This is a genomic window from Vibrio fortis, from assembly GCF_000695685.1.
GTDB classification, from domain to species: domain Bacteria; phylum Pseudomonadota; class Gammaproteobacteria; order Enterobacterales; family Vibrionaceae; genus Vibrio; species Vibrio fortis_A.
Window position 1 is genome coordinate 23,655 of the sequence record NZ_JFFR01000012.1, and the last position, 24,715, is coordinate 48,369.

The window sequence follows — 24,715 nt, forward strand, 5'->3', positions numbered from 1 at the left end:
AAACAAAGAGTTCAACACCCACGCCTACTCTATGGCACTGTCCTTTAACCGAGCTCTGCTCGGTTTTTTTTGTCTCCTGTTTGATGCGCTCTTTGTATCTAACAAAGTAAACGAGCAACCAAAGCACCTGGCTCCCTCAGAGCATCAACGTTATAGCTCAATACATGCCCTTTAGAAGGCGAAAAATAACGACGACATTCGTTACCAAACGCATCATATTGAATCGCTAGCAAGTCACCAGCGACAACCTGCTGCAACATAGAGACTTGAGGCAATACAAAGCCTCCAATATCCGCTCGAATAGAGACAACACTGTCACCTGCAACCCAATCGATATCAGGTAAGACTGCAGCTTCGAGATTCTTACTTAACATGTCGTAGTAGCTGAGTATATTGAACACGCCATCCACGGCACGCTGAATCATCTCTGGTTGTGTGACTTTACCCATACCCACTTCAACGGTAACGCTTGGAATACCACTACGGTTCCAAACCGTTTCCAAAATGCCCGGATCACCCGGATCATTCAGAACACAATCAGGTTTCATTAAGCGTGCCATTTCAACACATTGCTCAATGCGATAGTCAGCAAATACATACAGAGGGTAAACCGCACCACGGGTTTGGGTATGAAGATCAACAGCAAACGTCGCATTATGCTTAAGTAGATGCTCCCACAATGACGCGACAAATCGCTCTGCTGCCAAACCATGAGCATCTCCAGGAAATAGGCGATTTAAGTTGGCAGGGCACGACCCCGGATCCGATGATACAAAGTCACGGCTATGATTCAGCAGACCCGGCAAGTTGACGGTTGGGACGATTGTTACCGTTCCTTTCAACTCTTTTCCAACCAGTTCTCGAATGATCTGTTGTGCCGCGAGCACGCCATTCAATTCATCACCGTGAATACCTGCGGTTATCATCAGCTTCGGACCGTCTTGGCTCCCTTTGAAAACAGACACTGGCATGTTTTTAGGTTGACCAAGGCCATCACTGGTCACTTGGAACCAGAACTGATGTTCGCCCACTGGGAGATCATCAACATTAAGAGAGGTTATGACCTGTCTTCCTTGTAACACATCTCCTAAATACTCTGTTTTCATTCGGTTTCCCCGCTACTGCGCCTAGTTTAATCCGTTTGCCACAGTTTGAATCATAACCTAATCGATCCTTAGAACAACCTTTAATTCTATGAATGAATTAAAGCATAACAATAAGTTACCTATAGAATTCCCCCTCACCCTCTGCGCGAATAATTAGTCAAAAAAACACAAATAAAACCGACCAGATATGCACACTAGAAAATAAAAATGAAACAAAAGTGTAATGAAATTAATAACTAACAAAAAGTTCCCTATTCACGAAAATGTAATTTCCCAGAAATGAAAGCTTAATTTGGCTGCTCTAAATTAACCCCATCTCGAAAAGAACGAGCACAGCGCTCACGGAATTTACAATACAAGGTAAGTGATTATGAAAAAGGCAGTTCTAGCTTCTGCAGTGGTAGCAGCACTAGTTTCAGGTTCATCTCTAGCAGCAACAGTTTACAGCTCTGACGGTACTGAGCTTAAAATCGGCGGTCGTGCGGAATTCCGTGGCGATTTCATCGGTTCAGGCGGTGAAGAAGTTGAAGGCTCTATGGAAGACAAAACTCGCTTCCGTCTAAACCTGAAAGGTGAAACTCAATTAACTGATACAGCAACTGCGTTTGGCTTCTACGAAGCAGAACAAGGCTCTGGCGACGATACATTTAAAAACCGCTACATGTACGCTGGTGTTGATTTTGATGGCCAAGCTATCTCTTTCGGTCGTCAAGACATGGCTTCTGTTATCGTTTCTGACTTCACGGATATCTCAGAGTTCTCAGGCGTGCAGCAAGTTATCGATTCAGCTTCTGACAAAGAAGACGGTGTATTCGCATACCGTGGTGGCTTCGATGCACTTCAACTAGAAGCGACTTACAAAACAAACAGTACAAAAGATTCTGATGGCTACGGCATTTCAGGTGTTTACTCTCTGCCAATTGGTCTAGATCTTGGTCTGACTTACGCAGCTGAAGACTTAGGTGCTGGCGCAGGTAGCGCAAACCAAATTCTAGCTGGTGTTGCTTACTCGCTAGACAACCTATACCTTGCAGCGACTTACTCTACGGGTGACCTAGATGACAAAGCGACGGGTACAGACGAAGAGTCGTTCACAGCAATGGAATTCGCAGCTCAGTACAAGTTCACTAAGCAAATCTCTGCAGCAGCGGTATACACGTACCAAGAAAACGAACTAGCGAATGGCACAAAAGTTGACGCTACAGACGGTATCGAACTTGCGGGTTACTACAAGTTCAACAGCAACTTCCGTACTTACCTATCGTACTACCTAAATGGTTTGGATGAAGAAAAGAACATAGCTGGTGTTGTAACTGAAGGTGAAGACACACTTCGCCTAGGTGTACGCTACGACTTCTAATCTCGTCTTCTAGATAGACTTTCTAAAAGCTGGGCAATTGCTCAGCTTTTTTGTTTCCTTCAATTATTTTGACCAAGTTCATCAACGCTTTTTTCTGGTTTCATTGGCCTAAATCCGTATCATACGTAAACCACATCAATGAATTAGAAACATTATGTCTCAACATCACCCGATTCAAGGCGCAAGCTGGATGCTTACCGCTGGCCTTGCATTCGCGATCATCAACAGTTTAACCCAAATCGCCAGTATTCATTTTGGGCTCGCATCGACTACTGTTGCTGTTATTCAATACGCCATTGCATTCTTTGCGATTCTTCCTTATTTGCAGACTCTGGGTATTCGTAGAGCCTTGCAAACCAACAATCTTAAAATGCACATCGCGCGCGTATTTTTATCGGTTATTGGTATTCAATTGTGGATATGGGCACTCGCCTATCCAGTGCCAATTTGGCAAGGTATTGCTCTACTGATGACCTCTCCACTGTTTGCGACTGTTGGTTCAGGACTGTTCTTAAAAGAGAACGTCGGTACTGCGCGCTGGGGAGCGACCATCGCTGGTTTTGCTGGCGCGATGATCATTTTAGAACCATGGGCGGAAGACTTTAGCTGGGCAACACTTTTACCTGTTGGCGCTGCTTTTTTCTGGGCATGCTACTCACTGATGGTGAAAAAGCTCTCTTCTGATGACAGCCCGTCAACCATGGTGGTGTACCTACTGCTACTCATCACGCCATTTAACATCCTGTTGGCAGCACCTGAATGGCAAATGCCGAGTGGTTTTAACATCTGGGTAATTCTGGTTGTTATTGGCGTACTGACCGCACTGGCACAGTGGGCCATTGTAAAAGCGTATTCGGTTGCCGATGCCTCATTTGTTCAACCATTCGATCACGCGAAATTACCACTGAATGTGCTGGCGGGCTGGATTGTATTTAGCTGGGTGCCACCAGGTCGCCTATGGCTTGGTGCCGCGATCATCATCGCTTCAGTTGCTTTCATCACCCATTGGGAAACCAAGAAAGAGCGATAAGATTGTTACGCTCATGCAAAATGCTGTAAGTGCTAAAAGATAGGGAAATACAGATAAATTTAAATTTCTTTGAAAGAAAAATTTGAGCTTATCGTTCTATATTTACAAGAGATTTAAAACGAGGATGTCACTATGAGCAAACCAATTAAAATTACCTTGTATCGCTGGGGCGGAAGCTGGGGACCATTCAAGGTCAATATCCCTTGTGGTGAGTGTACCCTAACCAAAGATATTCTACAGGACACGTTTGATAACGAGTTGTCTGATGTGGATGTCGAGCTAGAGGTGAAAGATTGGTTGTCTCACTGGTGGGAGCCATTGAGATATGGCGCTTGGCATGCTCCAATCCTTGTCGTTGAAGGTAAAGTTGTTAGTCAAGGTGAAGCCCTAAACCGTGGTGTATTAGTACAGTCCGTCATCAAAGAGTGGACCGAGCGTGACACACTAAAAGGCAACATTGTTTATGGTAAGGCGACCTGCCCTTTCTGTGTGAAAGCGAAAAAGATGCTTGATGAAGCAGGTATCGAATACCAGTACCACGACGTTGTAAAAGACAGTGCTGCACTGTACCGAATGATCCCTGAAGTGAAGGCGCACATTGGGCAGAAAACACCCGTTACCGTGCCTCAAATCTGGCTAGACGGTCAATACATTGGTGGTGCTGACAACCTAGAAGCTTGGATGAAAGAGAAGGGTTTAGATGCCATCCCAAACAACGTGGTTGATCTTTCTAACCAATCCACTGGCTAAGATAGAGTTGCAAAGATCATCGCTCAGAATTTTGTGTCCATCCACAAAGAGACGTATCAACAGTAATTGCAATTGAACCGCTGTTCTGTTGAATACGAAAAAGGCCTTAAGCTTTTCGCTTAAGGCCTCTTAAAATCCTTTTAGATCAATGACTAGTTTGCCATTTTCTTCATCATTCGCTTAACGAATGAGATTTTCTTCTGTTTTGGTTTGCCATGTAGCGCTTCGTGCATCATGTTTTTCGCCACAATATGACCCACGTAAACATTGCCTAATTCGTAACTCATAATAATCACCAAAGATGTAATAAATTTTCTTTATGTGGTAATTTTACACCTAAAAACCCCAAAAACAAGATTTAAATCACACTTTTTAGTAATTAATTTACACTACTAGTTAAATAGGCTCATTTATACCTACAAAAAAGCTCTACCGAAGTAGAGCTTCATTTTTAAACTATTTGCGCTGCAACTTTTATCTTATAGCGTGGCTTGGTCTTATAACGCACTTACTCTTATAAAACAGACCAGTACAGATAATGCTGATTAGCTACGCTTAGGTTGACGATATGTTTTGCCTGCCGTTTGGTAAGTTTCTTTTTGTTTCACACCAAACATTGAGTCAAAGAACCACGCTGCGAATTTGATCAGGTCATCGCCTTCATTCATTACATGCTCAACAAACTCTTGCTCTTCACCCTGCTCATTCTCTTGCTGAGTAACATGGTAAATACGCTTTTCGTTTTCTACTTCGGCCAGCGCAAATTGACCACTCAATGACGCTGCTGCTTCTGCGACTTCAGTCTCTTCGCTGCTCTTTAGCAGTTCTAGAGCTTGAGGAAGCGTCTCAAGATCACAGATAGCCTTTACCAATGTTTCGAATTCTTTATGTTGCATGATTTATTTACCTATTAAATGAACCCGCACATTGTAAGAAACGGCGTCGTTAAACTCAATCATTACGATGCATACTGCTTCGAACGGCTACTCTCTTCGACACCACGCTTACTTGAGGTAAACAGTACCAGCCCCATCAAACTACCTGATACAAGATAGAACCATCCAAGTTGCACATGAGTCGTAACCCAAGTTTCAACTAAATAACCGCCTAACAACCCAGCCAAACACATCTGAATTGAGCCTGAGAGTGCAGATACCGCACCTGCTTGTTTCTTGTGAGGCTCAAGAAGCATACTGATCGATAGTGGAAAAGAGATACCTTGTGCGATAGCCAACCAAGTAAATGCCCATACCAGATTAAAGATCGTCAGTTCGCTCATTAATAACCAAGTACCAGCCGCAAAAATGATCGTTATCGCCGCCGCCATTAATTGAGTCGTTGAAAAGCGTTTATTGAAGATATTCAACAGCACGCTACCCATCATCAGCCCAGCGGAAGGTACTATCATTAGTGAGCCGTAATCCGCGGCACTCAGCCCGAGTTGCTCTTGCATCAAAAACGGGAACAAAGACAATGTCACCAGACTGGCAAGATAACTCACCCAGTTATAGCTCGCACTACCAACCACTTGGCGATTTAACAGCAAACTGCCGTAATTCTTAATCACGCTTTTCCATTCAAAGCGGCTCTTACCGTAAGGTAGGGTCTCTGGCAGGACAAAGTACCCCAAGGTATAAATCGCCGACAAGTAAATCAGAACAAACAAGAACACCGATTCCCAACCTAAATGGAATGCAATCCAACCACCAAAAACCGGCGCAATGATAGGAATAATCGAAGCTGTCAGTGAAATATAAGAGAGCGCTTTGGTTAGTTGCCCGCCATCGTAGCTGTCTCTAAGTACGCTTCGTCCTAGTACCGAAGCACTACCGGCTCCCAAGCCTTGTAACAGACGACCAAACTCTAACGCGCCAACGCTATCTGAGAAGGTAAAACAGATCACTGTACCAATCAGATAAACGCCCTGACCAAGCAAAAATATTGGTCGGCGACCGACCGCATCAGACATAGGACCGTAAAAGAGCTGAGATGCACCAAAACCCACTAGAAAGAGTGTGACAAGAAGTTGAACATCGACCTGAGAAATACCCAGATCCGATGAAATTAGTGGCAGTGATGGTAGATATATACTCACCCCAACTTGCCCAGTCGCAATGATCATCATCGCAAGGAGCAGTGGCGTCTTTTTAAAGTCAGATGCGTTCAATATCGTTCCTTTTGGCTTAAATTTATTCATATAATGAGTCTACATTCAAAGCTAAGCGATGATAATTAGCCAATTTGGAATTATATTAAGTCTTACTGGGAACGAATATGGATTGGATACTGAACGTTAAGAGTTACATAAAAGTGGTTGAAGAAGGCAGTTTTAACGGTGCGGCACGTTCGCTGAATACCACCAGCTCAGCCATCAGTAAGCGCGTTAACTGGTTAGAAGATCGCATTGGAACACAACTCCTTAAGCGCACTACTCGTTCTATCAGTCAGACAGAAGCTGGAGCCCTTTTTTATACTCGCTCAAAAGCGCAGTTAGAAAACTGGCAATCGATCGTAGATGAAACGCGCTCAGTCAATCAGACGCCTGCGGGCTTACTGAAAATCGGCGCTACCATTGCGGTAGGTTCCAAGTTTCTGGTGCAATATCTTGATGATTTTTTGGAAAAATACCCAGATATCAAGGTTCAACTGATCACCACGACTCCCGGCCAAGTACCCGAACTCAGACTAGACTTAGTCATTAGCCGTGAATTAGAGCAACTCAACTCACTTGCGTTTAAAAAGTCGCCACTGTTTGAGCACAAAGCCGGCTTTTATGCCGCACCGAACTACCTAGAAAAGTACGGTACCCCACAAGATATTACGGAATTAGAACAGCATAATTCGTTGGTGTGGGGAGAGCGTCCCTACCGTGAAGTGAAATTGGCCACGGGCAAACGGATTACCCTTAAAGGAAACTTTGCGACCACTAACCCAGAAGCTCTCTTCCATGCAGCGAAACGGGGGATTGGCATTCTTTTAACTAACAGCACCATCATCAAAGAAGAGCTCAAACAGGGTAACTTGGTTCGTATTCTGCCTGACGTCACTGCGGATGAGCTGATGGTTTATGCCTACTACCCGAAACTCGATTACTCTCACACTCTGACTACACTGTTTTTGGAGCACTTAAAAGAGCGTTTACGACAAGAGGGAAGTCCACTCTACTAATCACTCTGTAATCCCGAAATTAACGAGAAAAGTTCTCAACGCCATTTGAAATCTGATTGACAAGCGCCATACTAACTAATGCGCATATACTAAATTAGAAAAGCAATGGCTAGGGGGTGCATATGGTATACGCCCATAATCGCACTGAAATTGAGCTTAAAACTGTCGGACAACTCCTCGAGTTAGATGGGTTAGATCTTCTAGAGTCTGCCGTTTTGAGTCTACATAGCGCTTACGATACCGACTACACGAGCCTAGTTGAGCGTAAGTATTTTCCCGATCAGATCTCACCAATGATCATTGCCCACGATCACCACATCCATCACGACAGAATTAATCCTCTGCATCGTCAGCTCTATCAAGAAGCCGTGCGTCACCATCATCCAGATAGTCACGCTGCGAGACACGTTGTTGATATTCTTCCGTCGGAGGCCTTTACCCAAGTCGTTAAGACGAACTATTTGCTAGCAATCCCAACCAAGACGCCAAGCGGCGAAGTTATGGGGGTACTGTTGTCATCATTTAAAGCTCCTTTGGATCTAGATATCCAGCAAGAGATGATTCAGCACCATCAGATCTTCGCCAACATCATGACGCATACCCTAAGAGAGATGTGGTTCAATGATCGATCAGAGCAGCTCGTCCACCAGCTGAGTTACGAGGTTTCTCACGATAGTCTAACCGGCCTGCTCAATCGTTCTTGTTTAGCAGATACGTTGGAGTCGATTACTCAACAGAGCCATCCACCTTTCGCCTTGGCGATTCTCGACATCGACAGTTTTAAAGCCATCAACGACATGCACGGCAACTACATTGGCGACAAGGTATTACAGAAGCTGGCCGATATTCTCAAAGCAGTGGTACCCGAGAAGAACCTAACCTTCCGCACGGCAGGCAATGAATTTGCCTTTATCACCTATCATTCCGATCCCTTCAGTGTTTGTGACGCCATCTTAAGAGAGCTCAAACATAGTCGTATCGGCAGCACCCTGCAACTAGACTTCAACGTCAGTATTGGTTTAGCCCGCTCACAGGATGGGATGAAAGACATCGAGCAACTCATCTTTAATACGAGCCTTGCTTTAAAGGCGTGTAAACAGGCTCCCAATACCCGTGTTAAGTGTTATGACACACACCTCAGTGCTGCTTATCACCGTAAGGCAGAACTTGTGACTGCATTAAAGGATGAGCTTTCACTGCCAATCGACCCACGTTCAGAGCAAGGTTTGTACGTTGCAGTTCAACCTATAGTGAGTGTTCAGTCCCAGCGCTGGGATTACTTTGAAGTCTTGGCGCGTTGGCGCACAAAAAAGCACGGAAATATCTCCCCTACTGAGTTTATTGCAGTGGCTGAAGAGTCTGGGCTGATAGTCGAGTTGGGTGAAAGAGTCATTGAACTCGCATGCCGAGCAAAAACACTTCTAGAGAAAGAGTTAGGTTACCCAGTGAAGCTTGGTATCAACTGTTCGGCGCACGAATTACATGACAGCCAACGCTATCTTAACTACTTGACCAAGATGATTAAACATTTTCACTTCGACAAGCGCGACTTTGTTATCGAGCTAACAGAGACGGTGTTGTTATCCCCGACTGAAGGGACTAAAAATGTGCTCAGTGCAATGAGGCAGCAAGGCTTCACTATCGCACTCGATGACTTTGGTACTGGATATTCGAGTTTGAACTATATCCATAGCTACCCCATTGATTGCATCAAGATCGATGCGACCTTCATCCAAGGGTTGTTGACCAGTGATACTGCGGAGAGCGTCGTCTGGCTTATTGTACAACTAGCAAATCGACTAGGGGTGTCGTTGGTTGCGGAGGGGGTTGAGCATAAAGAGCAGTTCGAAACATTGCACGCTATGGGATGCGATAAGATACAAGGTTTTTTCTTCTCTTGTCCCTTGCCCGCGAAAGACATGATCGCCAAGATCCAAGGGCGGCCAACTGCTAAGTTCACTGCTGACAAAGATGAGATAAAGCTGGAGTGAATAGACAACAACGGATAAACAACAGCCATAAACAAATAAACCGTGAATAGCTAACTATTCACGGTTTATGTTTGAGCTTCACGATGACTTAAATATTAGCTTGCTTCTCTAACAAAGCATCTGCTTTATCGCGCAATGCAAAGAACTCCGCTTTCTCTTTCTTAGGCACCGAGTTTGCCATCGGGATATTCGCTTTCATTGCGTCAACTGGACGACCGCGTTCGATCAACTCATAGTGAAGGTGTGGACCCGTCACTCGACCGGTCTTACCTGATAGACCAATACGCTGACCACGCGACACTTGCTGTCCTTTGCGCACCAAGATCTTGCTTAGATGCAGGTAGCGGGTTTTGTAAGTGCTGCTGTGTTGAATGACCACATAGTTACCCGCGTAAGGGTGTTTGCGGGTCATAATAACCGTACCATCACCTGTAGACTGTACTGGCGTACCAATTGGTGTCGCAAAGTCAGTACCATTATGAGGTGAAACGCGCCCCGTCACAGGGTGCAGACGCTTCGGATTGAAATGCGAGCTCAAGCGCCAGCTACGGCTAACAGGGTATCGCTGGAAAGCTCTCTGTAGGCTGTCACCCTTCGCATCATAGTATTGACCATCGCTGTGCAGATAAGCGGAGACTAAACGCCCGCGATTAACGATCTTCACCGCTTCAATTTCACGTTTACCTGTCGCAACACCGTCAACATATTGAGCTCGTTGCAATACTTCAAAGGTGTCGCCAGCACGTAGGTCACGGCTAAAGTTAAGCTTGTCTTTAAGGAGAGAAACAACTTGGTCAATCTCGACACTACTTAGACCGAGTTTATTCGCTGAGGTAGAGAAACTGCCATGAATAGCCCCCACCATTGGCTTCTGTTTCCACTCGCCAGGGATAGAGATATCTTCAAACTCATAGCTGCCATCTTCAAGGCGACGATAGACGACCTTGTCAGCAACGTTGAAGCTTAGCTCCATTTTCTCAAGATTGTTCGTCTCTTCATTGCGCCAAAAACGCAGCTGGTTACCCGGCTGAAGCGTATCAAGCGCTAGGTAGTTTAGATCCGTCTCCATAACACTCATCATCGACTGATAAGAGAAGCCTAACTGAGTGAAAATACCACTCAAGCTGTCGCCAGTTTGGATCTGATATTCGAATGTCGGTGGTTCAGCCACGTTATGCGATGGAGAGAGAATTGACTCAATCACGGTTGAGTCTGGCAAGTTGAGTTCAATGGTTCCAGTTAAACTCGACTGGGATGAATTGATTGCTACGCCGATTAAGGCGAATACAGGCAATCCCAAAATGGTTATCTTTTTTACGGGCGAAAGCGCAGCAAACGGAGATGAAAATAGTTTTGAATACACGGTAAACAGGTCTTTCTACGATATAAAGACCATAGGATATGCTTTTCAAACGCATAAATCATCAATACATTGTCATAATATGACGCTAATCTTACTCGATCATGCTAAGTCATTGAGTTATTGTCGCCGAACTTTCCTAATATCTATTCACTACAGAAATAAAAAAGCAGAGGCATTACAGCCTCTGCTTTATCATCCTTTAAAATCGCTAACCGCCGTTATGCATTCGCCGTTGATACTAAGCAGTTATCTTCGCCAAACTCATTCGGGATGTAGCTGTCAGCATTGGCGTCATTGACCCATTGCTGATCGTCCACTAAGTAACGGAATTGAAACTCTCCATCTTTTGGTAGACGTGTTTTAAACTTGTAGACTTTCCCTTTTGCCAACTTCTTCATCGGCGTGGCCTTCCAGTCCAGGAAATCAGCAACAATAGACACTGAGTTCGCTTCTTGAGCCTCCAGCTCAAAGGTCACTTCTACTTCATCTTTGGTTTTAAAAAAGCGTTTGTTAATCATTCGCAAGCTCCATTTGTAAAAATCGTCCAACACAAAACCGATTTTGTGTCTAAATTTCAGTCAACTATCTAAGATAATATGTAATTTAGCTCACATAAACAACAAAACAATGCACGATTAAAACCTTTAATGCACTTCAATTGATTGCTTATTTACCGTAAAGCTCGATATCACTTTCTCGTCAGGGGCCTCTGCGTAAGACTGCTGAGCACTGTGTTGGTTGAAGCTCACCAAACCCTGATAGCTATTTTGAGCTTCACCACCCGCATTTGTGATATCCAGAGTTTCTAATTGAATGCGGTCACCTAAAAGAAGCTCATCCACCAACACTACACGACTGCGTGCTTTATCAAATTTAAACAGTGCTAGGTAATGAAACACGCCAGAGCCTTGATTGGAAACCCACATCGGTGCGACAAACATCTGATCTTGCCCAACAGTGAGTGCAACAATCTTATCTGTAGCCACTTGCACCGTGCCGCGCTCAGCACCAGAATCGTATCGACCAGAGGCGATATGCTTAGAGTCCATATATTCATCAATAAAAGCGAATGCTTGGGTCTCTGGCACTTTAATTGTCCAAGGGTTGGTTGCTTTTAAGTCAAATACCAACTCAACCACAGGGTCGTAACTCATCTGAGATGAGGGGAATTTGGCCAGTATCTCTTCATCAGTCAAACTAAAGCGATATAGACCCGCAACAATCACAACCACCAGCATCACAATTGGGATCAACAGGATCAGGGGAATCGGTAAAATTTTCTTTTTCATGAACTTCTATTCTTTGATTTTCATCGACTTGTGCAGACCTTAAATGGCTTTAGTATAATTAGCAATATGAGCTTAACCAGAAAGCGAGTTGTGCATGAATACAAATAGTGCGAATGAAAAAGCTGTAAGAAGTTGTGAATGCCGTTGCGGTGCCACCAGCTTGGTCTGTCGTGGCGAGCCACTCAGAACCGCGGTATGCCATTGCTATGAATGCCAAAAAAGAACAGGAAGTGTGTTTGGCGTACAGGCTAGATTTGCTAGCGAACAAGTCACTCTCAGTGGAGAGGTCACCAGTTTTTCACGCATTAGCGATAGCGGCAATGAAGTCCACTATCAATTCTGCCCTAAATGCGGCACCACCATGTTGTTGCAAACCACAGGAGCACCAGATGCTCTGATCGTTCCCCTTGGTCTTTTCAAAGAGCGCGACTTTCCTATCCCTAGCTTTTCCGTGTATGAAGAACGCAAACATGGCTGGGTTAAGTTTGATTGTGAAATGGAACGCTTTAACTAAATCGCTATTGATTGCCTAAGATCAAACTCTCTTAATGGACAACGCTAGCGTTAGATTTTGCTAGCGTTATAATCCGCCTCTTCTTTCATTCATCAGGCCACGCGCATGATCTCTAAACTCCCTCGTTGGATCGAATATGGTGCACTGCTGCTTGCCGGTTTGGCGGGAAGTGTTAATGCAATTGGCCTGCTTGGATTCCAACATCAAGCGATTTCACACCTATCAGGTACCCTCTCTTTATTAGGGAGTAGCCTACTCACACCCTCATTGATCTCTTGGCATCTACTGTTAATTGTTGTCAGTTTCATGCTTGGCGCCGCATTTAGTGGTTTCTTCATTGAGAATCAAGCACTCAAGCTGGGAAGACGTTATGGCGTGGCACTTTGTATTGAAGGGACGTTGCTATTCATAGCGTTATGGGCACTGCTTAATGGCTACGCTTATGGTCAATACTTCGCGTCAGCGGCGTGTGGGCTGCAGAATGCGATGATCACTACCTATAGCGGCGCTATCATCCGCACCACTCACATGAGCGGCATCATTACTGACCTTGGCATTATGATTGGCGCTCGTTTAAAAGGGACGCCTTTCGATCGCCGTAAAGCAAAGCTGCTACTCTTTATCGTAGTCGGCTTCTTATCTGGGGGTTTAGTGGGTGCTTGTCTATTCCAAAAATTCGAGATCACTGCATTGGCTTTCCCTGCTTCTTTTGCATTTGTGATCGCGTTTGTCTACTGGCTATATCTCTACCGCCAAACGAATAAGCTAGATATTTTATAAAAAACTAGCAACATAACCAAAACAAAAGTAACATCTGCGAAACTTTATACTAGACTTTCTGGCAATGGCAGCATGCAGGTGGTGAATATTTACCGATCCACGATGAATAGTATTGCAAGTTAGCATAATACTATGTAGTCTTGCCGCCAATGAAAGAATACGGATGTTTAGTGCATAAAAATGCCAAGGATGTGGCTTTTTACGAGTAGATATACGAGAACTATACAATGTCTAACAACATGAACACTGCGAATACTGAAAAATCAAAAAGCAGTTTCTGGATTTTCTTAATCCCATCGCTCATCGGTTTATTCTTATTCATGGCGCCTATCAGCTATGAGGGTGACCTAACCATTCCTGTTGCAATCCTTGCAAAATCCATTCAAGCCGTTTTTGGTGATGTTTTGGTACCTGCAATCACAGCGATTGTTGCTTTTATGGCGCTCGCGTCCATTTGCACTAAACTTTTCAAGCCTGCGTTTATTCAATCTAGCCCATTCCTAAACGGCCTATTCAACCCATCTCCATTATGGTTGGCTGTACGTGTTATCGGTGGTGCAGCTGCTGTAATGACGTTCTTCCAAGTCGGTCCAATGGCGGTATGGGAAGAGAACACAGGTGGACTAGTACTTGAAGGCCTACTGCCAACACTGTTCTCTGTTTTCATCTTTGCAGGTCTTCTACTGCCACTGCTGCTTAACTTTGGTCTCCTAGAGTTGTTTGGCACACTACTAAGTAAAGTAATGCGCCCTATCTTCAACCTACCAGGCCGTAGCGCGATCGATTGTATGGCATCTTGGTTGGGTGACGGTAGTGTCGGTATCTTGCTAACCAGCAAACAGTACGAAAACAAGTTCTACACTCAGCGTGAAGCTGCTGTTGTTGGTACGACGTTCTCTGCGGTTTCTATTACTTTCAGCCTTGTGGTTATCGCACAGGTAGAGCTAGAGCACCTGTTCCTACCTTTCTACGCTGCGATCTGTTTAGCAGGTTTCGTTGCTGCAGTTGTAATTCCTCGCCTGCCACCACTAAGCATGAAAAAAGACACGTTTATTGACGGCTCTAAACCACAAGAAGATGCTGATGCAATCCCTGCTGGTCACAGCACTTTCTCTTGGGGTCTTGAGCTAGCGGTAAATAAGGCATCTCAAGTGAAGTCAGCGAAAGGTGTCTTCGGTGAAGGCGTGCGTAATGCAGTAGATATGGTATTTGGCGTACTTCCAGTTGTAATGGGACTAGGTACTATTGCTCTTATTATTGCTGAGTACACCTCTATCTTCGCTATTCTTGGTCAGCCTTTCATTCCATTCTTGGAGCTACTAGGCGTACCTGAAGCAGTAGCAGCATCTGAAACTATCGTAGTTGGTTTCGCTGATATGTTTATCCCAGCAATCCTTGCTGCCTCTATTGATAACGAGATGACGCGTTTCGTGATTGCAGCGATGTCGGTAACGCAGCTTATCTACATGTCTGAAGTTGGTGCTCTACTACTTGGAAGTAAGATCCCAGTTAACATCTTTGAACTGTTTATCATCTTCATTCTGCGTACGTTGATTACACTTCCAGTTATTGCTGGTGTAGCACATATGATATTCTAATTACGCATTGTGCAAAAATATTCAAAGCCTCACTTAACGTGAGGCTTTTTTATTTCCCGCCTATACTAAACCGCTTGTATATTATTTAAACAACCGCTTCACTTATTGATTAAATCAAATTGATAAGCTTTAAAAATAATTGAGTAAGTAGCTCTTCCCACTAGGCATAGTAATCGCCCAAGCCTTATGCATCATACCCGCGCAAACGATTAACAATGTTGATACACAAGTCTATGAACTTAAATGAGAAATATATAAATTAGCAACATATGGAATTTTGTGCTGTTTATTTTGTTGTGGTTTTGTAATCTTTTTTGTGAAAATATCTTCAAGTAAGGAATTTATTTGCCGATATATATAGAACAATAAAAACAAAAGTTAATTTGGTCTTCGCAAAGCCTGTGAGAAGGGGAATACTCAATGAAATTTAGCCATAAGGTGGTCGCAGCATCATCGGCCTTACTGCTAGTCACAGTATCACTACTGTCTATTCAGCAGCTATACACTGTTCGAGGAGCGGTTGAGAGTCACGTCAACGCCAGCCTCAAGGAGATGGTTGCAGGTGTGAAAAATACCGTTGTATCTGAAATGACGGCCAAAAAAGCACTTGCCCAATCTACAACCGAAGTTATCGAAATTGCACCGCAAGATCGTGACTACGTAAAAACCATTTTGGAAAAACCAAAACTAAAGAACAGCTTCTTGGCAGTAGGTTTCGGTTATGAAGCCAATGGATTTGTTATCGAAAACGATGACGGTTGGGATGCAGGTCCAGATTACGATCCTCGCGTTCGTCCTTGGTATATCGATGCGAAAACAAATAACTCTCTTGTGGTAACCGCTCCATACGTGGATGCATCAAGCAAGAAAGTCATCATCTCTGTGGGTACGCCTGTTAAGGATAATGGCCAGTTCACCGCTGGTATGTTCTACGACCTAGAACTGACCAACTTAGCGACACTGGTAAACAAGGTGAACTTGTTTGACGCGGGTTACCTATTCCTAGTAACAGCAGACGGCACGACCATCGCGCACCCAGAAGCGAAAAATAACGGTGAGAAGCTATCAAGCTACCTACCACAAGCTTCTATTCGTGAAGGTTCACAGAGTATCGAGATTGATGGCAAGTCTTACCTAGTAAGCTTTACGCCAATCCCAAGCGAAAACTGGTACGTAGGTGCAATCCTAGATGAAGAGATCGCTTTCCAGACGGTTTCTGAGCTGAAAAATAGCTCTATCATCTACTCTTTGATTGCTGTTGTTCTAAGTGTTATCGCATTAACCGTTCTGATTCGCGTGCTAATGCGCCCACTGGATGCTCTGAACGAAGCAATCAATGACGTTGCAAGCGGTCAAGGTGACCTGACTAAGCGTCTAGATACCAACACTGATAAAGAGTTTTCTGAACTTGCGAAAGGCTTCAACACCTTTACCGAGAACCTTCAGAAACAGATCATTCAATCAAAAGCGATTGGTGTTGAAATCAAGCGCGGCACTGAAATCACCGTTCAAGGTGCTGAAGAGTCTGCACACGCGATGAGCACGCAGCTTCAAGAGCTTGAACAGCTAGCAACCGCAATGAACGAGATGGCAGTTACGGCTACAGAAGTAGCAAACAACGCTCAAGGCGCAGCAGCAGCGGCTCGTGAAGCGGATGAGGCGACACTAGATGGTACTTCAGTAGTAAGCGATACAACGCAAGCTATTGACAACTTATCTTCTCGTATCGATCAAGCGGTAGCAGAAGTAGAAGTACTTGAGTCTGCGACAGCAAACATCGAAACGATCTTGAAAGTAATCAACGACATTGCTGACCAAACTAACCTATTAGCACTAAACGCGGCGATTGAAGCAGCACGTGCAGGTGAATCAGGTCGCGGCTTTGCGGTTGTAGCAGATGAGGTTCGTACTCTAGCCCAGCGCACACAAGAGTCGACTACTGAGATCCGCAACATGATCGAACAACTTCAAGCAGGTGCAAGCTCAGTATCGAACGCGATGAACCAGAGCAAAGACACAGCAACTGATGCAGTAGAGCGCGCTCAAGAAGCGAACTCGGCACTTGACCGTATCCGTGATGCAATTCAACGCATCTCTGATATGAACATTCAAATCGCATCGGCGGCGGAAGAGCAGAGCCTAGTAGCAGAAGAGATCAACAACAACACAGTTAAGATCAAAGACCTATCTACTCAGGTATCAGAGTCTGCACAGCAAGCAAATGAAGCGATGCAAGTTCAAACAGACAATGTTCGTCAACAAGATGAGCTATTGAACAAATTCATCGTGTAACTTGCGTTAGCGTGCAATGGTTTAATCACCGTTAGTTAATGAAAAAAACAAAGGCCGGTTTGATAATCAAACCGGCCTTTTTAATACAACTAATATACTGTCTGTGTGTTCAATTACGCCGATTCATCCTCAGGGGTAGCAAGCAACATCAAGCAGCTGTTGGCTTCCACTTTCAGCGTTAGCGTCTTCTCATCGCTCTCAAACACTTTACCTGAAAGTGTATCTGTCACAGAGCCACACCAAGTCAGATTGGCGGTTTTACTGCGCTTAGACTTGTTAATTACCACAATGCCTTTATCGCCACGAACGAATACCAATAGATCATCATTCGCTTCAACGACACGCATTGTTTCTCCATGCGTGCAGTTGTGGAACTGGATCATGCCGCGCATATAAGGAGCTTTCCAATCGTTAAGCCAACGGGGCTGACCATCACGGTCTTTAATACCACTGGTATCGAGCTCGCTGTAAATCAGAGGAACACCGCCATCACGTCCCAATATGAAGGCAGTGGCCAACTTCTCAGCGTCTTCATCCATCATATACTCAAGGAACACATCGTTGTTTGGAATATCATGTGTTACTGCAAAGGTAATCGCTCGCGTATTCGAAAGAGCTTGTCCAAAACAGTATGGGTTAATTAACGACTTAAAGCTTCCCTTCTTATCAAACGCCTTAAAGATGGTATTGAACAACGGGAAATCGTAAGCACCTAAACGAGTATGCTTCAGGTATGGCTCCAGAAACAGCTCATACTCTTCTTCTGTCGCGCCACCATCGGTAATGATCTCGCCGAAGATATGCATTTGCTCGCAAATATCGTCCGTCCATACCTTGCGCAGGTGAGCTAACGTCATGTGCTTAGCGGCATCGATACGAAAGCCTTTTACGCCCATGGCTTTCAATGCCTTCAAGTAGCTACGTTGCTGCTCAACGACATTTTCATTATCTAACAGAGTTGGTAAACCCGGATCAGTAGGGCCACCTGTAATACGGCCGTTCTGCACCTCCCACTTATCACGCCAGTTCTTAATGCCGAACGCTTCCACAAAGTCATTCTCATCAAATAGTGGCTGTGATAAATCACCGAAAAGGCGAATCGATTCGTAATATTCAGGGTCCTGTTGGTAATCGTTGCGATCGCTTTGATTTGGGTACGTCAAGTCGCTACGAATGCTCGACTCATTCGCCATATGGTTAAACACCACATCAACGTAGGTTCTTAGACCATGCTGTCTTAAAGTATCGACCATTGCAGCAAAGTCTTGGGTGTCACCCAACTGGTTGTCGATGACACGATAATCTTGGGGTTGGTAGCGCTGCCACCATTGGGTTGGTTTCTGTTGTGGTTTGTTCTTGTCACTACGTAGCGACTTCATTGCTGGTGAAACCAATACCGATTTGTAGCCTAATTCTTGAATCAGTGCAGCGTTATCCGCGATGTCTGCATAACACCAATCGAAGGCGTGTAAAATAACATCCGTGGCTGGTTGGTTTAACATTGCTGAACTCTCCATGTGGTTCTCCTACCAAACTCAGTCGCAACCTTAAACTACAGAGTAAAAGACGAAGGTTGCAGATAAATTCTCTCTAAGAATGGCGTTCATTATATTGCTATGCCTAAGTTTTCCATCCTCCTACCTAGCAAGGGCTTAGGGGGATAAAACAGGGCGTAGCCTAAAATATCGCACAACATTTGGGATGAAGAACTCCGCCATATTTGAGTAAAACTGGCTTCAGGTATCAAAAAAGGAGCGTATTTACGCTCCTTTATATTCCATTACATGCTTAATGACTAGGTACGGTACAGTACTTTGACTACATGCCAGCCGAACTTGGTTTTCACTAAGTGAGGTACCAATGTTTCTCCGGTAAAGCACACTTTATCGAACTGAGGCACCATTTGGCCCTTTTTGAACTCACCTAAGTCACCGCCTTTTTTGCCTGATGGGCAAGTTGAATACTTCTTAGCAAGAGTCTGAAATTTAGCACCTTTTTTCAGTTGCTTAATGATGTCTTCTGCCTGTTCTTTATGCTTCACTAAAATATGAAGCGCTGCTGCGGTTCTTGCCATGATCTTTCTCATTGTGTTGCGATGTGGGGATTTTAACTCAAGACTGACCAATCTTCACTCCATTAAGCTCGGCTAAGCCCAAAACAACGGTAAAATTGATTAAGTCCCTTGCCGCAGTGCGTGATTCCATTTACATTGCTTTTTATAAATAAAAAAAACAACGACGAAATCAGGAGACAACAATGGCGAAAACGATCAGTAAGGCGAGCCAGTCTCAGGGGATGCTTATGTTTAAGCTATCTTTGACTCAGAGTTTTGCAATCGGCACGTTGAAAGTAAGAGAAATCGTTCCCTTTCAACCAATGACTCAACTGCCCTACTCGCACCACCATGTTATCGGCACTGTCACCATTCGTGACTTGACCGTTCCTGTCATTGATATGTCGGCCGCAGTAGGCTTCCGTCCTATCTCACCTCAAGAGTACCAAAGCTGTGTTTTGATCGTCACAGACTGCTTGAGAACCGTTGTTGCATTCTTAGTCCGTTCTATCGATAAAATCATCGAGTGTGATTGGCGCAGTATCGAATCACCACCATCGAGTGTTGGTCAAAATGTGTTTGTGACTGGTATTACACGCTATGAAGATCGCATCGTACAGATGCTAGATGTCGAGCTACTGCTATCCAAAATCTACCCAGAATATGAGAATGCTCAGATCCCAATGCTGACCGACGTTGAACGTGAGCGACTCAAAGCTCTGAACATTCTTTTGGTTGATGACTCACTCATCGCCAGAAAGCAGCTCTCTGATGCGCTCGACAGTATCAATATTCCTTATAGCATCTGTAACAACGGTATGGACGCGCTGAAAATGATGCGAGAGCAAGCGCAACGTGGGCAAGCAATCGACCTTCTGGTAAGTGATATTGAGATGCCAGGATTAGATGGCTATGAACTAGCTTTTGAAGTGCAAAATGATGATTCGCTGCGCCATGCTTACTGCATCTTACATACCTCATTATCAAGTGAAATCTGTGTTGATAGAGCCCAGCAGGTAGGTGCACACGAAGCACTAGAAAAGTTTAATGCAGGTGAACTGATAGAAGCGATGCTTAAAGGTGCAAAATCGCTAGAAAATACACCTACAAAGCAGCAAATTACGATTTAACGGTGAGAATCAGCTCGACGCTATCTTGAGCTTTATTTCTTCGGCATTGGGTAGCTTTTACTCACAAATTCTACCTCTTCCACACCTTCGATAAAATTGGTTAGCGACGCCAATGCATACAGAGTGTTGGCGACTAAGTTGGCGTATTTGAACAAGATATCAGCAGGTGATTTTTTACCGCTATGTTCGATCGCCACCAGCGCTCTCACCACTTTCTTTGCTTGGCAACGCGCTAAGTGCAACTCACTGGCTACTCCACTACCTCCCGGCAATACAAAGCCTGAGAAACCGCCCTCTAAGCGTTCACGTATCGCATGATAATCGGTTTTAAGTTCACTCAACTCTAACTCAGTGATCGCCAACTTTCCTCGAACCGAACCATTCAAGTGATAAACATTCGGCTGCAGGCGAGTTAATACGTCGCGCACTTGTGATTCAAGATCCATGGTAAGAACTAAGCCTATACGACAACAAAGCTCATCGGAAAGGATCTCAAAGTCGCACGCTGGATTCTCTTCGTAAATAAACGGATAACAGAACTCATCCCAATCTCGGCTTACTGGTTTCACTTAATGCTCCTAATAGGTATCTCGCGCACACTATTAGATAATACCTTGGCAAAAGCAAACATAAACCCAACCTTAGGCGCATAAAAAAGGCCCTCACCACAAGCGAGAGCCATTTATCAATCAAGCAAAAGTTCAGACTATTCGTTTGATACTTTTTTGTGACCTTCTTGTAGGTGAACGAAGTCCACTAGATCATCGCCAGAAACTTGGTACGCTTGACCAAAGCCTTTAACGAATAGGCCGTTTTCAGCTTTAAGGTTAAATAGTGAGAAATCTTGAAGTTGGCTTAGACCATCAATGATCTCGCCAAAACGATCCTTCATTTGCGCGATAACTTGAGTCCAAAGCTCACTCTCACGCTCAACGACGGATGCCGTTGCATCAAACGTTAGACGCTTGCGTGCATAAAGCTGCTTTGAGCTCTCTTCGTCTTCGATCATCATCAATGACACGTTCGGGTTCGCTTTCAGATTGCGAGCGTGACGTGCGATATCAGAAATTAAAACAAAATAGCCATCTTGGTTTTGAACAAACGGCGCGTAGCTCACGTTTGGACGACCTTCTTCATCAACAGTAGCCAGTTGCAGCGTACGACGCTCTTGACGGAACTCTTTGATTTCAGGACCTAAACGACCTTGAAGACGTTCTTGTTTTACTTGCTGTTCCATGGTGATTCCTTTATTTACTTTCTCTAAATTATTATATTTTTAGCCAAGGAGAAACTCCGATGCCTCTCCTTGGTTCGCTCTAATCGTTGCTTATCTCAAGTCGTGAAACTTGAGAATTAGCCTTGCGCCTTCAACGCGTTGAAGCGTTCTACTTGGTCAGCAATAAGCTCACGTTTCTCATCACGGCCTAGGTAGATCTTAAAGATGTTTTCGCCAGTCTCACTGAAGAAACCAAAGTAGTGACTCTCACGACCCATGAATGGTTTGCTCACCAGCGCCACATGTTTAACGCTGTCTAGTTTAAGGTGACCATGAAGCTCGCCCTCTTTGCCCATTAGGTTGTAGTAACCACGCGCCACTTTACCTTTAGGGAAAGGCGCTTTAACTTCAAAGATTGAACCGAACGAGTGAACGATCGTCGTTACAGGGCCCCAGCCAACAAGACCTTCAAGGATCTCTTGAGCGCGAGAACCGTCTAGCATCACAGACATATCGCCTGGAAATGCAGCGACGACTTCTGCTTCTGTCACGTTCAGCTTTTCAGCAATAGCTGTAGGAAGTAGCTTTGGTTCTTCTTCAAGAATGCGAGCGACGCTTTGCTCTAATGTTTCGATCATCTCTACCGTTGTATCTGTCATTGAATTCATTTCCATTATTAATTATGCGTGTTTCTTTACAGCATGAGGGTAATGAGCAGGACGCGACGGTCTTGCTTGTGGATTCGCTTCAAAGTATTCAGCATTCAAAACTTGAATAACGCTTTGCGCTAATGTCACAGCCCAAAAGCTGCCCGCAATGGTTAAAGTTAAGTAGTCTTCAGACAATTCGACCAGTCCGTTACTTTGCCAATGCGAAAATAGAGGTTTTAAATAGTCAAACGTGTCTTGTCCCATGAAGGTCGGCAGTAGGCTTCTGCGTACCACTCCAGAATCAAAACCCGCTTTAAGTGAAGAGAAAATTGATTCAAGTTCGCTTTGCTTAGTCATCATGGCGATTGGAAGCTCACCACGCTTAACCGAGTCCATGTAGGTCTCTAGCGTTCGATGCTGCATGATGCCGTAACCGCCTACATTACCACCGGCACCACAACCGATAGGCAGTACTTCGGCATATGTCTTAGCTAAGCTGTTGTAGATGCTGCGTTCACGATTGTCGCGAGCCCAATGGTTCACACTCAGTTTCTTAACCTTGTGTTTTTCCATAAACTCAACGCCTGCCAAATACATTCTTGCTTTATCAGGCGTTGTCGCAGGAGGCGGAATCTTACCTTTATCAACCAAGTTCAGCATTGGTGCATCACCACCCACGATCAGTTGGTATAAATCAATACCGTGTGCGCCTGTCGACATGTAATCGTGTAAGTCTTGCTCGAAGACATCCATGGTTTGATGTGGCAAACCATAAAGCAAGTCAAGTACGATTGGTGCTTGCTCGGTTTTACTCAACGAGCTGATTCTCTCTAGAACCACTTCGCGATCATCTAACCTTTTTGCACTGCGACGCACTTTGGTATTGAAGCTTTGAATACCAAAAGAAAATCGGTTGAAGCCACCTTCTAGCGCTCGGTCGAACATTTCATCACTGAAACGGTTAATTCGCCCTTCGAGAGTCATTTCCACGTCGTTCGCTAATGGGAAATGCTCACGAATCGCCTTGCCCAACAGTTCAACTTGCATTGCAGACAAATCCGTTGGAGTGCCTCCACCAATGTAAACCGCATGGAAAAGACCAGATTGAGCCCAGGGTGTTTTCGCTTTTTGCTTCAACTCACAAAGCAAGGCTTCGAAATAGTCGTCAACAAGTTTGCGGCTGGCTGCGTGCTGGAAAAAATTACAAAAAGTACAACGCACTCGGCAAAAAGGAATGTGGATATACAAACAACGTTTATCCTGTTTCTTTCCTTCCGTTAGCATCAATTCGTCGAACAAATTCAACTTCTTATCTTGAGCAATTGGAGTCGCACTTCCACCAGCGTGTGCCGAGTGCTTTTTTGCAAACGCAAAACGCAGCGGATCTGGCGTTGAAACACCCAAAATAGATTCGTCAAATTTATAAATATCGAGAGTCATATAAATTACCTAAACGCTTACCGAGCCAAGCTTGGAAGACTATTCGCTAAAAACTGAGAGAATCATAAATAGCCTGAAATGATAATGCAATTGATAATTGATCTTATTTAGATTCTAGGCAATAATCGGTGCCGGATTTTCGTTTAGGTGAAGGGTTAATTGTGAACGTTCCAAGGTATGTCATAGCGGGGGGAGCATCATTGGTGATTCATGCTGCGTTGTTGTTTGTCGCGCAAGAATCAAAGGTATTTGCTATGCCAGCTGGCGCAGAATCTAAAACTGTTGCTCTGAACTTTAAGCCACAAACTCAACGGTCCGTTGAACGCGAAGAAACGGTCACCGAACCCGTTGAATCAGAAGTCACTCCTGAACCTGAAATTACAGAAACGCCTGTAGAACCCACACCACCTCCAGTAGCTGAACCGAAAAAGGTTAAGCCGAAAAAAGAAGCAATCACTAACAAGCCAAAACCTGAGCCAAAAAAAGAGCTCGTCAAGAAGCCTGAACCTAAACCGCCGGTTAAAAAACAGGTAAAGAAAAAAACTGTACAGAAAAAGCCCGTCGAAAAAAAAGTGGTAGAAAAGAAACCTGAGCCGGTTAAGCCACAACCGGACAAGAAAATCGCTGAGAAAAAAGTTGAGTATAGCGAGCAACAAGACGCGCAACCGGCTGCGGTTAATCAAGGCGTTGAGAACCCCGAGCCTGTTCTCATAACCAAACCAAGTTTTAGTGTACGGCCTACTCCACCTAAATACCCAAGACAAGCTAGACGCAGAGGCGTAGAGGGTGTCGCAACCTATGAGATTTGGCTTGATGAAGACGGCAAGCAAGTTAAGCAAGCATTAGTGAACTCTTCAGGTGCGCTACTTCTTGATAAGGCCGCACTCGACGCAATCAAAAAATGGAAATTTTCACCACACACCGTAAATGGTCGAGCGATCGCTCACCGTGTACGAGTACCTGTTCGTTTTAACTTGGACTAAGA

The 24,715-nt window shown here is 44.5% G+C and carries 24 protein-coding genes; 11 read left to right on the plus strand and 13 right to left on the minus strand.

Annotated elements, in window-relative coordinates; translation table 11 throughout:
• Positions 1-98 precede the first annotated feature (98 nt).
• Positions 99-1,106 (minus strand): succinylglutamate desuccinylase/aspartoacylase family protein, encoded by a 1,008-nt coding sequence (locus VFDL14_RS15145; RefSeq protein ID WP_032550427.1) that lies wholly within the window; start codon positions 1,104-1,106, stop codon positions 99-101.
• 370 nt (positions 1,107-1,476) lie between these two features.
• On the opposite strand from VFDL14_RS15145, the gene VFDL14_RS15140 reads away from it, so the two are divergent.
• The 3 genes from VFDL14_RS15140 to VFDL14_RS15130 all read left to right on the plus strand — a co-directional run bounded on the left by VFDL14_RS15140 (position 1,477) and on the right by VFDL14_RS15130 (position 4,246).
• Positions 1,477-2,466, plus strand: coding sequence for a porin (locus VFDL14_RS15140; protein WP_032550428.1), 990 nt, complete (start codon positions 1,477-1,479; stop codon positions 2,464-2,466).
• A gap of 154 nt (positions 2,467-2,620) precedes the next feature.
• Complete coding sequence (locus VFDL14_RS15135; RefSeq protein ID WP_032550429.1) at positions 2,621-3,496, plus strand: DMT family transporter; 876 nt, start codon at positions 2,621-2,623, stop codon at positions 3,494-3,496.
• Positions 3,497-3,628: 132 nt separating this feature from the next.
• Positions 3,629-4,246, plus strand: coding sequence for a glutaredoxin domain-containing protein (locus VFDL14_RS15130; protein WP_032550430.1), 618 nt, complete (start codon positions 3,629-3,631; stop codon positions 4,244-4,246).
• 152 nt (positions 4,247-4,398) lie between these two features.
• On the opposite strand, the gene VFDL14_RS25030 is transcribed toward VFDL14_RS15130, so the two are convergent.
• The 3 genes from VFDL14_RS25030 to VFDL14_RS15120 all read right to left on the minus strand — a co-directional run bounded on the left by VFDL14_RS25030 (position 4,399) and on the right by VFDL14_RS15120 (position 6,413).
• Positions 4,399-4,533 (minus strand): hypothetical protein, encoded by a 135-nt coding sequence (locus tag VFDL14_RS25030; protein WP_255232076.1) that lies wholly within the window; start codon positions 4,531-4,533, stop codon positions 4,399-4,401.
• Positions 4,534-4,791: 258 nt separating this feature from the next.
• A complete protein-coding gene (locus VFDL14_RS15125; protein WP_032550431.1) occupies positions 4,792-5,142 on the minus strand; it encodes a hypothetical protein in 351 nt (116 codons plus the stop codon).
• A gap of 62 nt (positions 5,143-5,204) precedes the next feature.
• The gene (locus VFDL14_RS15120; protein WP_032550432.1) at positions 5,205-6,413 is read right to left on the minus strand and encodes a multidrug effflux MFS transporter; all 1,209 of its coding nucleotides are present in this window, start codon (positions 6,411-6,413) and stop codon (positions 5,205-5,207) included.
• Between the two features lie 107 nt (positions 6,414-6,520).
• On the opposite strand from VFDL14_RS15120, the gene VFDL14_RS15115 reads away from it, so the two are divergent.
• A complete protein-coding gene (locus VFDL14_RS15115; protein ID WP_032550433.1) occupies positions 6,521-7,414 on the plus strand; it encodes a LysR family transcriptional regulator in 894 nt (297 codons plus the stop codon).
• 122 nt (positions 7,415-7,536) lie between these two features.
• Entirely contained in the window at positions 7,537-9,405 is a 1,869-nt protein-coding gene (locus tag VFDL14_RS15110; RefSeq protein WP_050487369.1) for a putative bifunctional diguanylate cyclase/phosphodiesterase, read from the plus strand.
• Between the two features lie 88 nt (positions 9,406-9,493).
• Here the strand turns inward: VFDL14_RS15110 and VFDL14_RS15105 are convergent, their stop codons facing one another.
• The 3 genes from VFDL14_RS15105 to VFDL14_RS15095 all read right to left on the minus strand — a co-directional run bounded on the left by VFDL14_RS15105 (position 9,494) and on the right by VFDL14_RS15095 (position 12,057).
• Positions 9,494-10,768, minus strand: coding sequence for a peptidoglycan DD-metalloendopeptidase family protein (locus VFDL14_RS15105; RefSeq protein WP_032550434.1), 1,275 nt, complete (start codon positions 10,766-10,768; stop codon positions 9,494-9,496).
• Between the two features lie 218 nt (positions 10,769-10,986).
• On the minus strand, positions 10,987-11,286 hold the full coding sequence (locus VFDL14_RS15100; protein WP_032550435.1) for an isoamylase early set domain-containing protein: 300 nt from the start codon (positions 11,284-11,286) through the stop codon (positions 10,987-10,989).
• A gap of 126 nt (positions 11,287-11,412) precedes the next feature.
• Positions 11,413-12,057: a hypothetical protein gene (locus tag VFDL14_RS15095; protein ID WP_032550436.1), complete on the minus strand. Its 645-nt coding sequence runs from the start codon at positions 12,055-12,057 to the stop codon at positions 11,413-11,415.
• Positions 12,058-12,151: 94 nt separating this feature from the next.
• Between VFDL14_RS15095 and VFDL14_RS23915 the strand changes: the two genes are divergently transcribed.
• The 4 genes from VFDL14_RS23915 to VFDL14_RS15080 all read left to right on the plus strand — a co-directional run bounded on the left by VFDL14_RS23915 (position 12,152) and on the right by VFDL14_RS15080 (position 17,241).
• Positions 12,152-12,571 (plus strand): GFA family protein, encoded by a 420-nt coding sequence (locus tag VFDL14_RS23915; RefSeq protein WP_084181840.1) that lies wholly within the window; start codon positions 12,152-12,154, stop codon positions 12,569-12,571.
• Between the two features lie 105 nt (positions 12,572-12,676).
• Complete coding sequence (locus VFDL14_RS15090) at positions 12,677-13,351, plus strand: YoaK family protein (protein ID WP_032550437.1); 675 nt, start codon at positions 12,677-12,679, stop codon at positions 13,349-13,351.
• A 227-nt stretch (positions 13,352-13,578) separates the two neighbouring features.
• Positions 13,579-14,949 (plus strand): YjiH family protein, encoded by a 1,371-nt coding sequence (locus VFDL14_RS15085; protein WP_032550438.1) that lies wholly within the window; start codon positions 13,579-13,581, stop codon positions 14,947-14,949.
• 420 nt (positions 14,950-15,369) lie between these two features.
• Entirely contained in the window at positions 15,370-17,241 is a 1,872-nt protein-coding gene (locus tag VFDL14_RS15080) for a methyl-accepting chemotaxis protein (protein ID WP_032550439.1), read from the plus strand.
• 113 nt (positions 17,242-17,354) lie between these two features.
• Here the strand turns inward: VFDL14_RS15080 and VFDL14_RS15075 are convergent, their stop codons facing one another.
• Positions 17,355-18,758, minus strand: a complete 1,404-nt coding sequence (locus VFDL14_RS15075; protein ID WP_032550440.1) for an alpha-amylase family glycosyl hydrolase — start codon at positions 18,756-18,758, stop codon at positions 17,355-17,357.
• A 278-nt stretch (positions 18,759-19,036) separates the two neighbouring features.
• Positions 19,037-19,315, minus strand: a complete 279-nt coding sequence (ppiC, locus tag VFDL14_RS15070) for a peptidylprolyl isomerase PpiC (RefSeq protein WP_032550441.1) — start codon at positions 19,313-19,315, stop codon at positions 19,037-19,039.
• Positions 19,316-19,497: 182 nt separating this feature from the next.
• On the opposite strand from ppiC, the gene VFDL14_RS15065 reads away from it, so the two are divergent.
• Entirely contained in the window at positions 19,498-20,424 is a 927-nt protein-coding gene (locus VFDL14_RS15065; protein ID WP_032550442.1) for a chemotaxis protein, read from the plus strand.
• Between the two features lie 32 nt (positions 20,425-20,456).
• Here the strand turns inward: VFDL14_RS15065 and VFDL14_RS15060 are convergent, their stop codons facing one another.
• From VFDL14_RS15060 to hutW, 4 genes are all read right to left on the minus strand, one after another.
• Complete coding sequence (locus tag VFDL14_RS15060; RefSeq protein WP_032550444.1) at positions 20,457-20,993, minus strand: ATP--cob(I)alamin adenosyltransferase; 537 nt, start codon at positions 20,991-20,993, stop codon at positions 20,457-20,459.
• Positions 20,994-21,130: 137 nt separating this feature from the next.
• Positions 21,131-21,661, minus strand: a complete 531-nt coding sequence (hutZ, locus tag VFDL14_RS15055) for a heme utilization protein HutZ (RefSeq protein WP_032550445.1) — start codon at positions 21,659-21,661, stop codon at positions 21,131-21,133.
• A gap of 116 nt (positions 21,662-21,777) precedes the next feature.
• Positions 21,778-22,299, minus strand: coding sequence for a heme utilization cystosolic carrier protein HutX (gene hutX, locus VFDL14_RS15050; RefSeq protein WP_032550446.1), 522 nt, complete (start codon positions 22,297-22,299; stop codon positions 21,778-21,780).
• Positions 22,300-22,320: 21 nt separating this feature from the next.
• A complete protein-coding gene (gene hutW / locus VFDL14_RS15045; protein WP_032550447.1) occupies positions 22,321-23,730 on the minus strand; it encodes a heme anaerobic degradation radical SAM methyltransferase ChuW/HutW in 1,410 nt (469 codons plus the stop codon).
• Between the two features lie 161 nt (positions 23,731-23,891).
• On the opposite strand from hutW, the gene VFDL14_RS15040 reads away from it, so the two are divergent.
• Complete coding sequence (locus VFDL14_RS15040; RefSeq protein WP_032550640.1) at positions 23,892-24,713, plus strand: energy transducer TonB; 822 nt, start codon at positions 23,892-23,894, stop codon at positions 24,711-24,713.
• Positions 24,714-24,715 lie beyond the last annotated feature (2 nt).

Excerpts from the sequence above, each read along its gene's own strand:
- VFDL14_RS15110 (WP_050487369.1), top strand. The coding sequence starts at position 7,537 with ATGGTATACGCCCATAATCGCACTGAAATTGAGCTTAAAACTGTCGGA.
- VFDL14_RS15100 (WP_032550435.1), bottom strand. The coding sequence starts at position 11,286 with ATGATTAACAAACGCTTTTTTAAAACCAAAGATGAAGTAGAAGTGACC.
- ppiC (WP_032550441.1), bottom strand. The coding sequence starts at position 19,315 with ATGGCAAGAACCGCAGCAGCGCTTCATATTTTAGTGAAGCATAAAGAA.
- VFDL14_RS15125 (WP_032550431.1), bottom strand. The coding sequence starts at position 5,142 with ATGCAACATAAAGAATTCGAAACATTGGTAAAGGCTATCTGTGATCTT.
- VFDL14_RS25030 (WP_255232076.1), bottom strand. The coding sequence starts at position 4,533 with ATGAGTTACGAATTAGGCAATGTTTACGTGGGTCATATTGTGGCGAAA.
- VFDL14_RS15095 (WP_032550436.1), bottom strand. The coding sequence starts at position 12,057 with ATGAAAAAGAAAATTTTACCGATTCCCCTGATCCTGTTGATCCCAATT.
- VFDL14_RS15140 (WP_032550428.1), top strand. The coding sequence starts at position 1,477 with ATGAAAAAGGCAGTTCTAGCTTCTGCAGTGGTAGCAGCACTAGTTTCA.
- VFDL14_RS15145 (WP_032550427.1), bottom strand. The coding sequence starts at position 1,106 with ATGAAAACAGAGTATTTAGGAGATGTGTTACAAGGAAGACAGGTCATA.
- VFDL14_RS15090 (WP_032550437.1), top strand. The coding sequence starts at position 12,677 with ATGATCTCTAAACTCCCTCGTTGGATCGAATATGGTGCACTGCTGCTT.
- hutW (WP_032550447.1), bottom strand. The coding sequence starts at position 23,730 with ATGACTCTCGATATTTATAAATTTGACGAATCTATTTTGGGTGTTTCA.
- VFDL14_RS15075 (WP_032550440.1), bottom strand. The coding sequence starts at position 18,758 with ATGGAGAGTTCAGCAATGTTAAACCAACCAGCCACGGATGTTATTTTA.
- hutX (WP_032550446.1), bottom strand. The coding sequence starts at position 22,299 with ATGACAGATACAACGGTAGAGATGATCGAAACATTAGAGCAAAGCGTC.
- VFDL14_RS15065 (WP_032550442.1), top strand. The coding sequence starts at position 19,498 with ATGGCGAAAACGATCAGTAAGGCGAGCCAGTCTCAGGGGATGCTTATG.
- hutZ (WP_032550445.1), bottom strand. The coding sequence starts at position 21,661 with ATGGAACAGCAAGTAAAACAAGAACGTCTTCAAGGTCGTTTAGGTCCT.
- VFDL14_RS15080 (WP_032550439.1), top strand. The coding sequence starts at position 15,370 with ATGAAATTTAGCCATAAGGTGGTCGCAGCATCATCGGCCTTACTGCTA.
- VFDL14_RS15130 (WP_032550430.1), top strand. The coding sequence starts at position 3,629 with ATGAGCAAACCAATTAAAATTACCTTGTATCGCTGGGGCGGAAGCTGG.
- VFDL14_RS23915 (WP_084181840.1), top strand. The coding sequence starts at position 12,152 with ATGAATACAAATAGTGCGAATGAAAAAGCTGTAAGAAGTTGTGAATGC.
- VFDL14_RS15085 (WP_032550438.1), top strand. The coding sequence starts at position 13,579 with ATGTCTAACAACATGAACACTGCGAATACTGAAAAATCAAAAAGCAGT.
- VFDL14_RS15135 (WP_032550429.1), top strand. The coding sequence starts at position 2,621 with ATGTCTCAACATCACCCGATTCAAGGCGCAAGCTGGATGCTTACCGCT.
- VFDL14_RS15115 (WP_032550433.1), top strand. The coding sequence starts at position 6,521 with ATGGATTGGATACTGAACGTTAAGAGTTACATAAAAGTGGTTGAAGAA.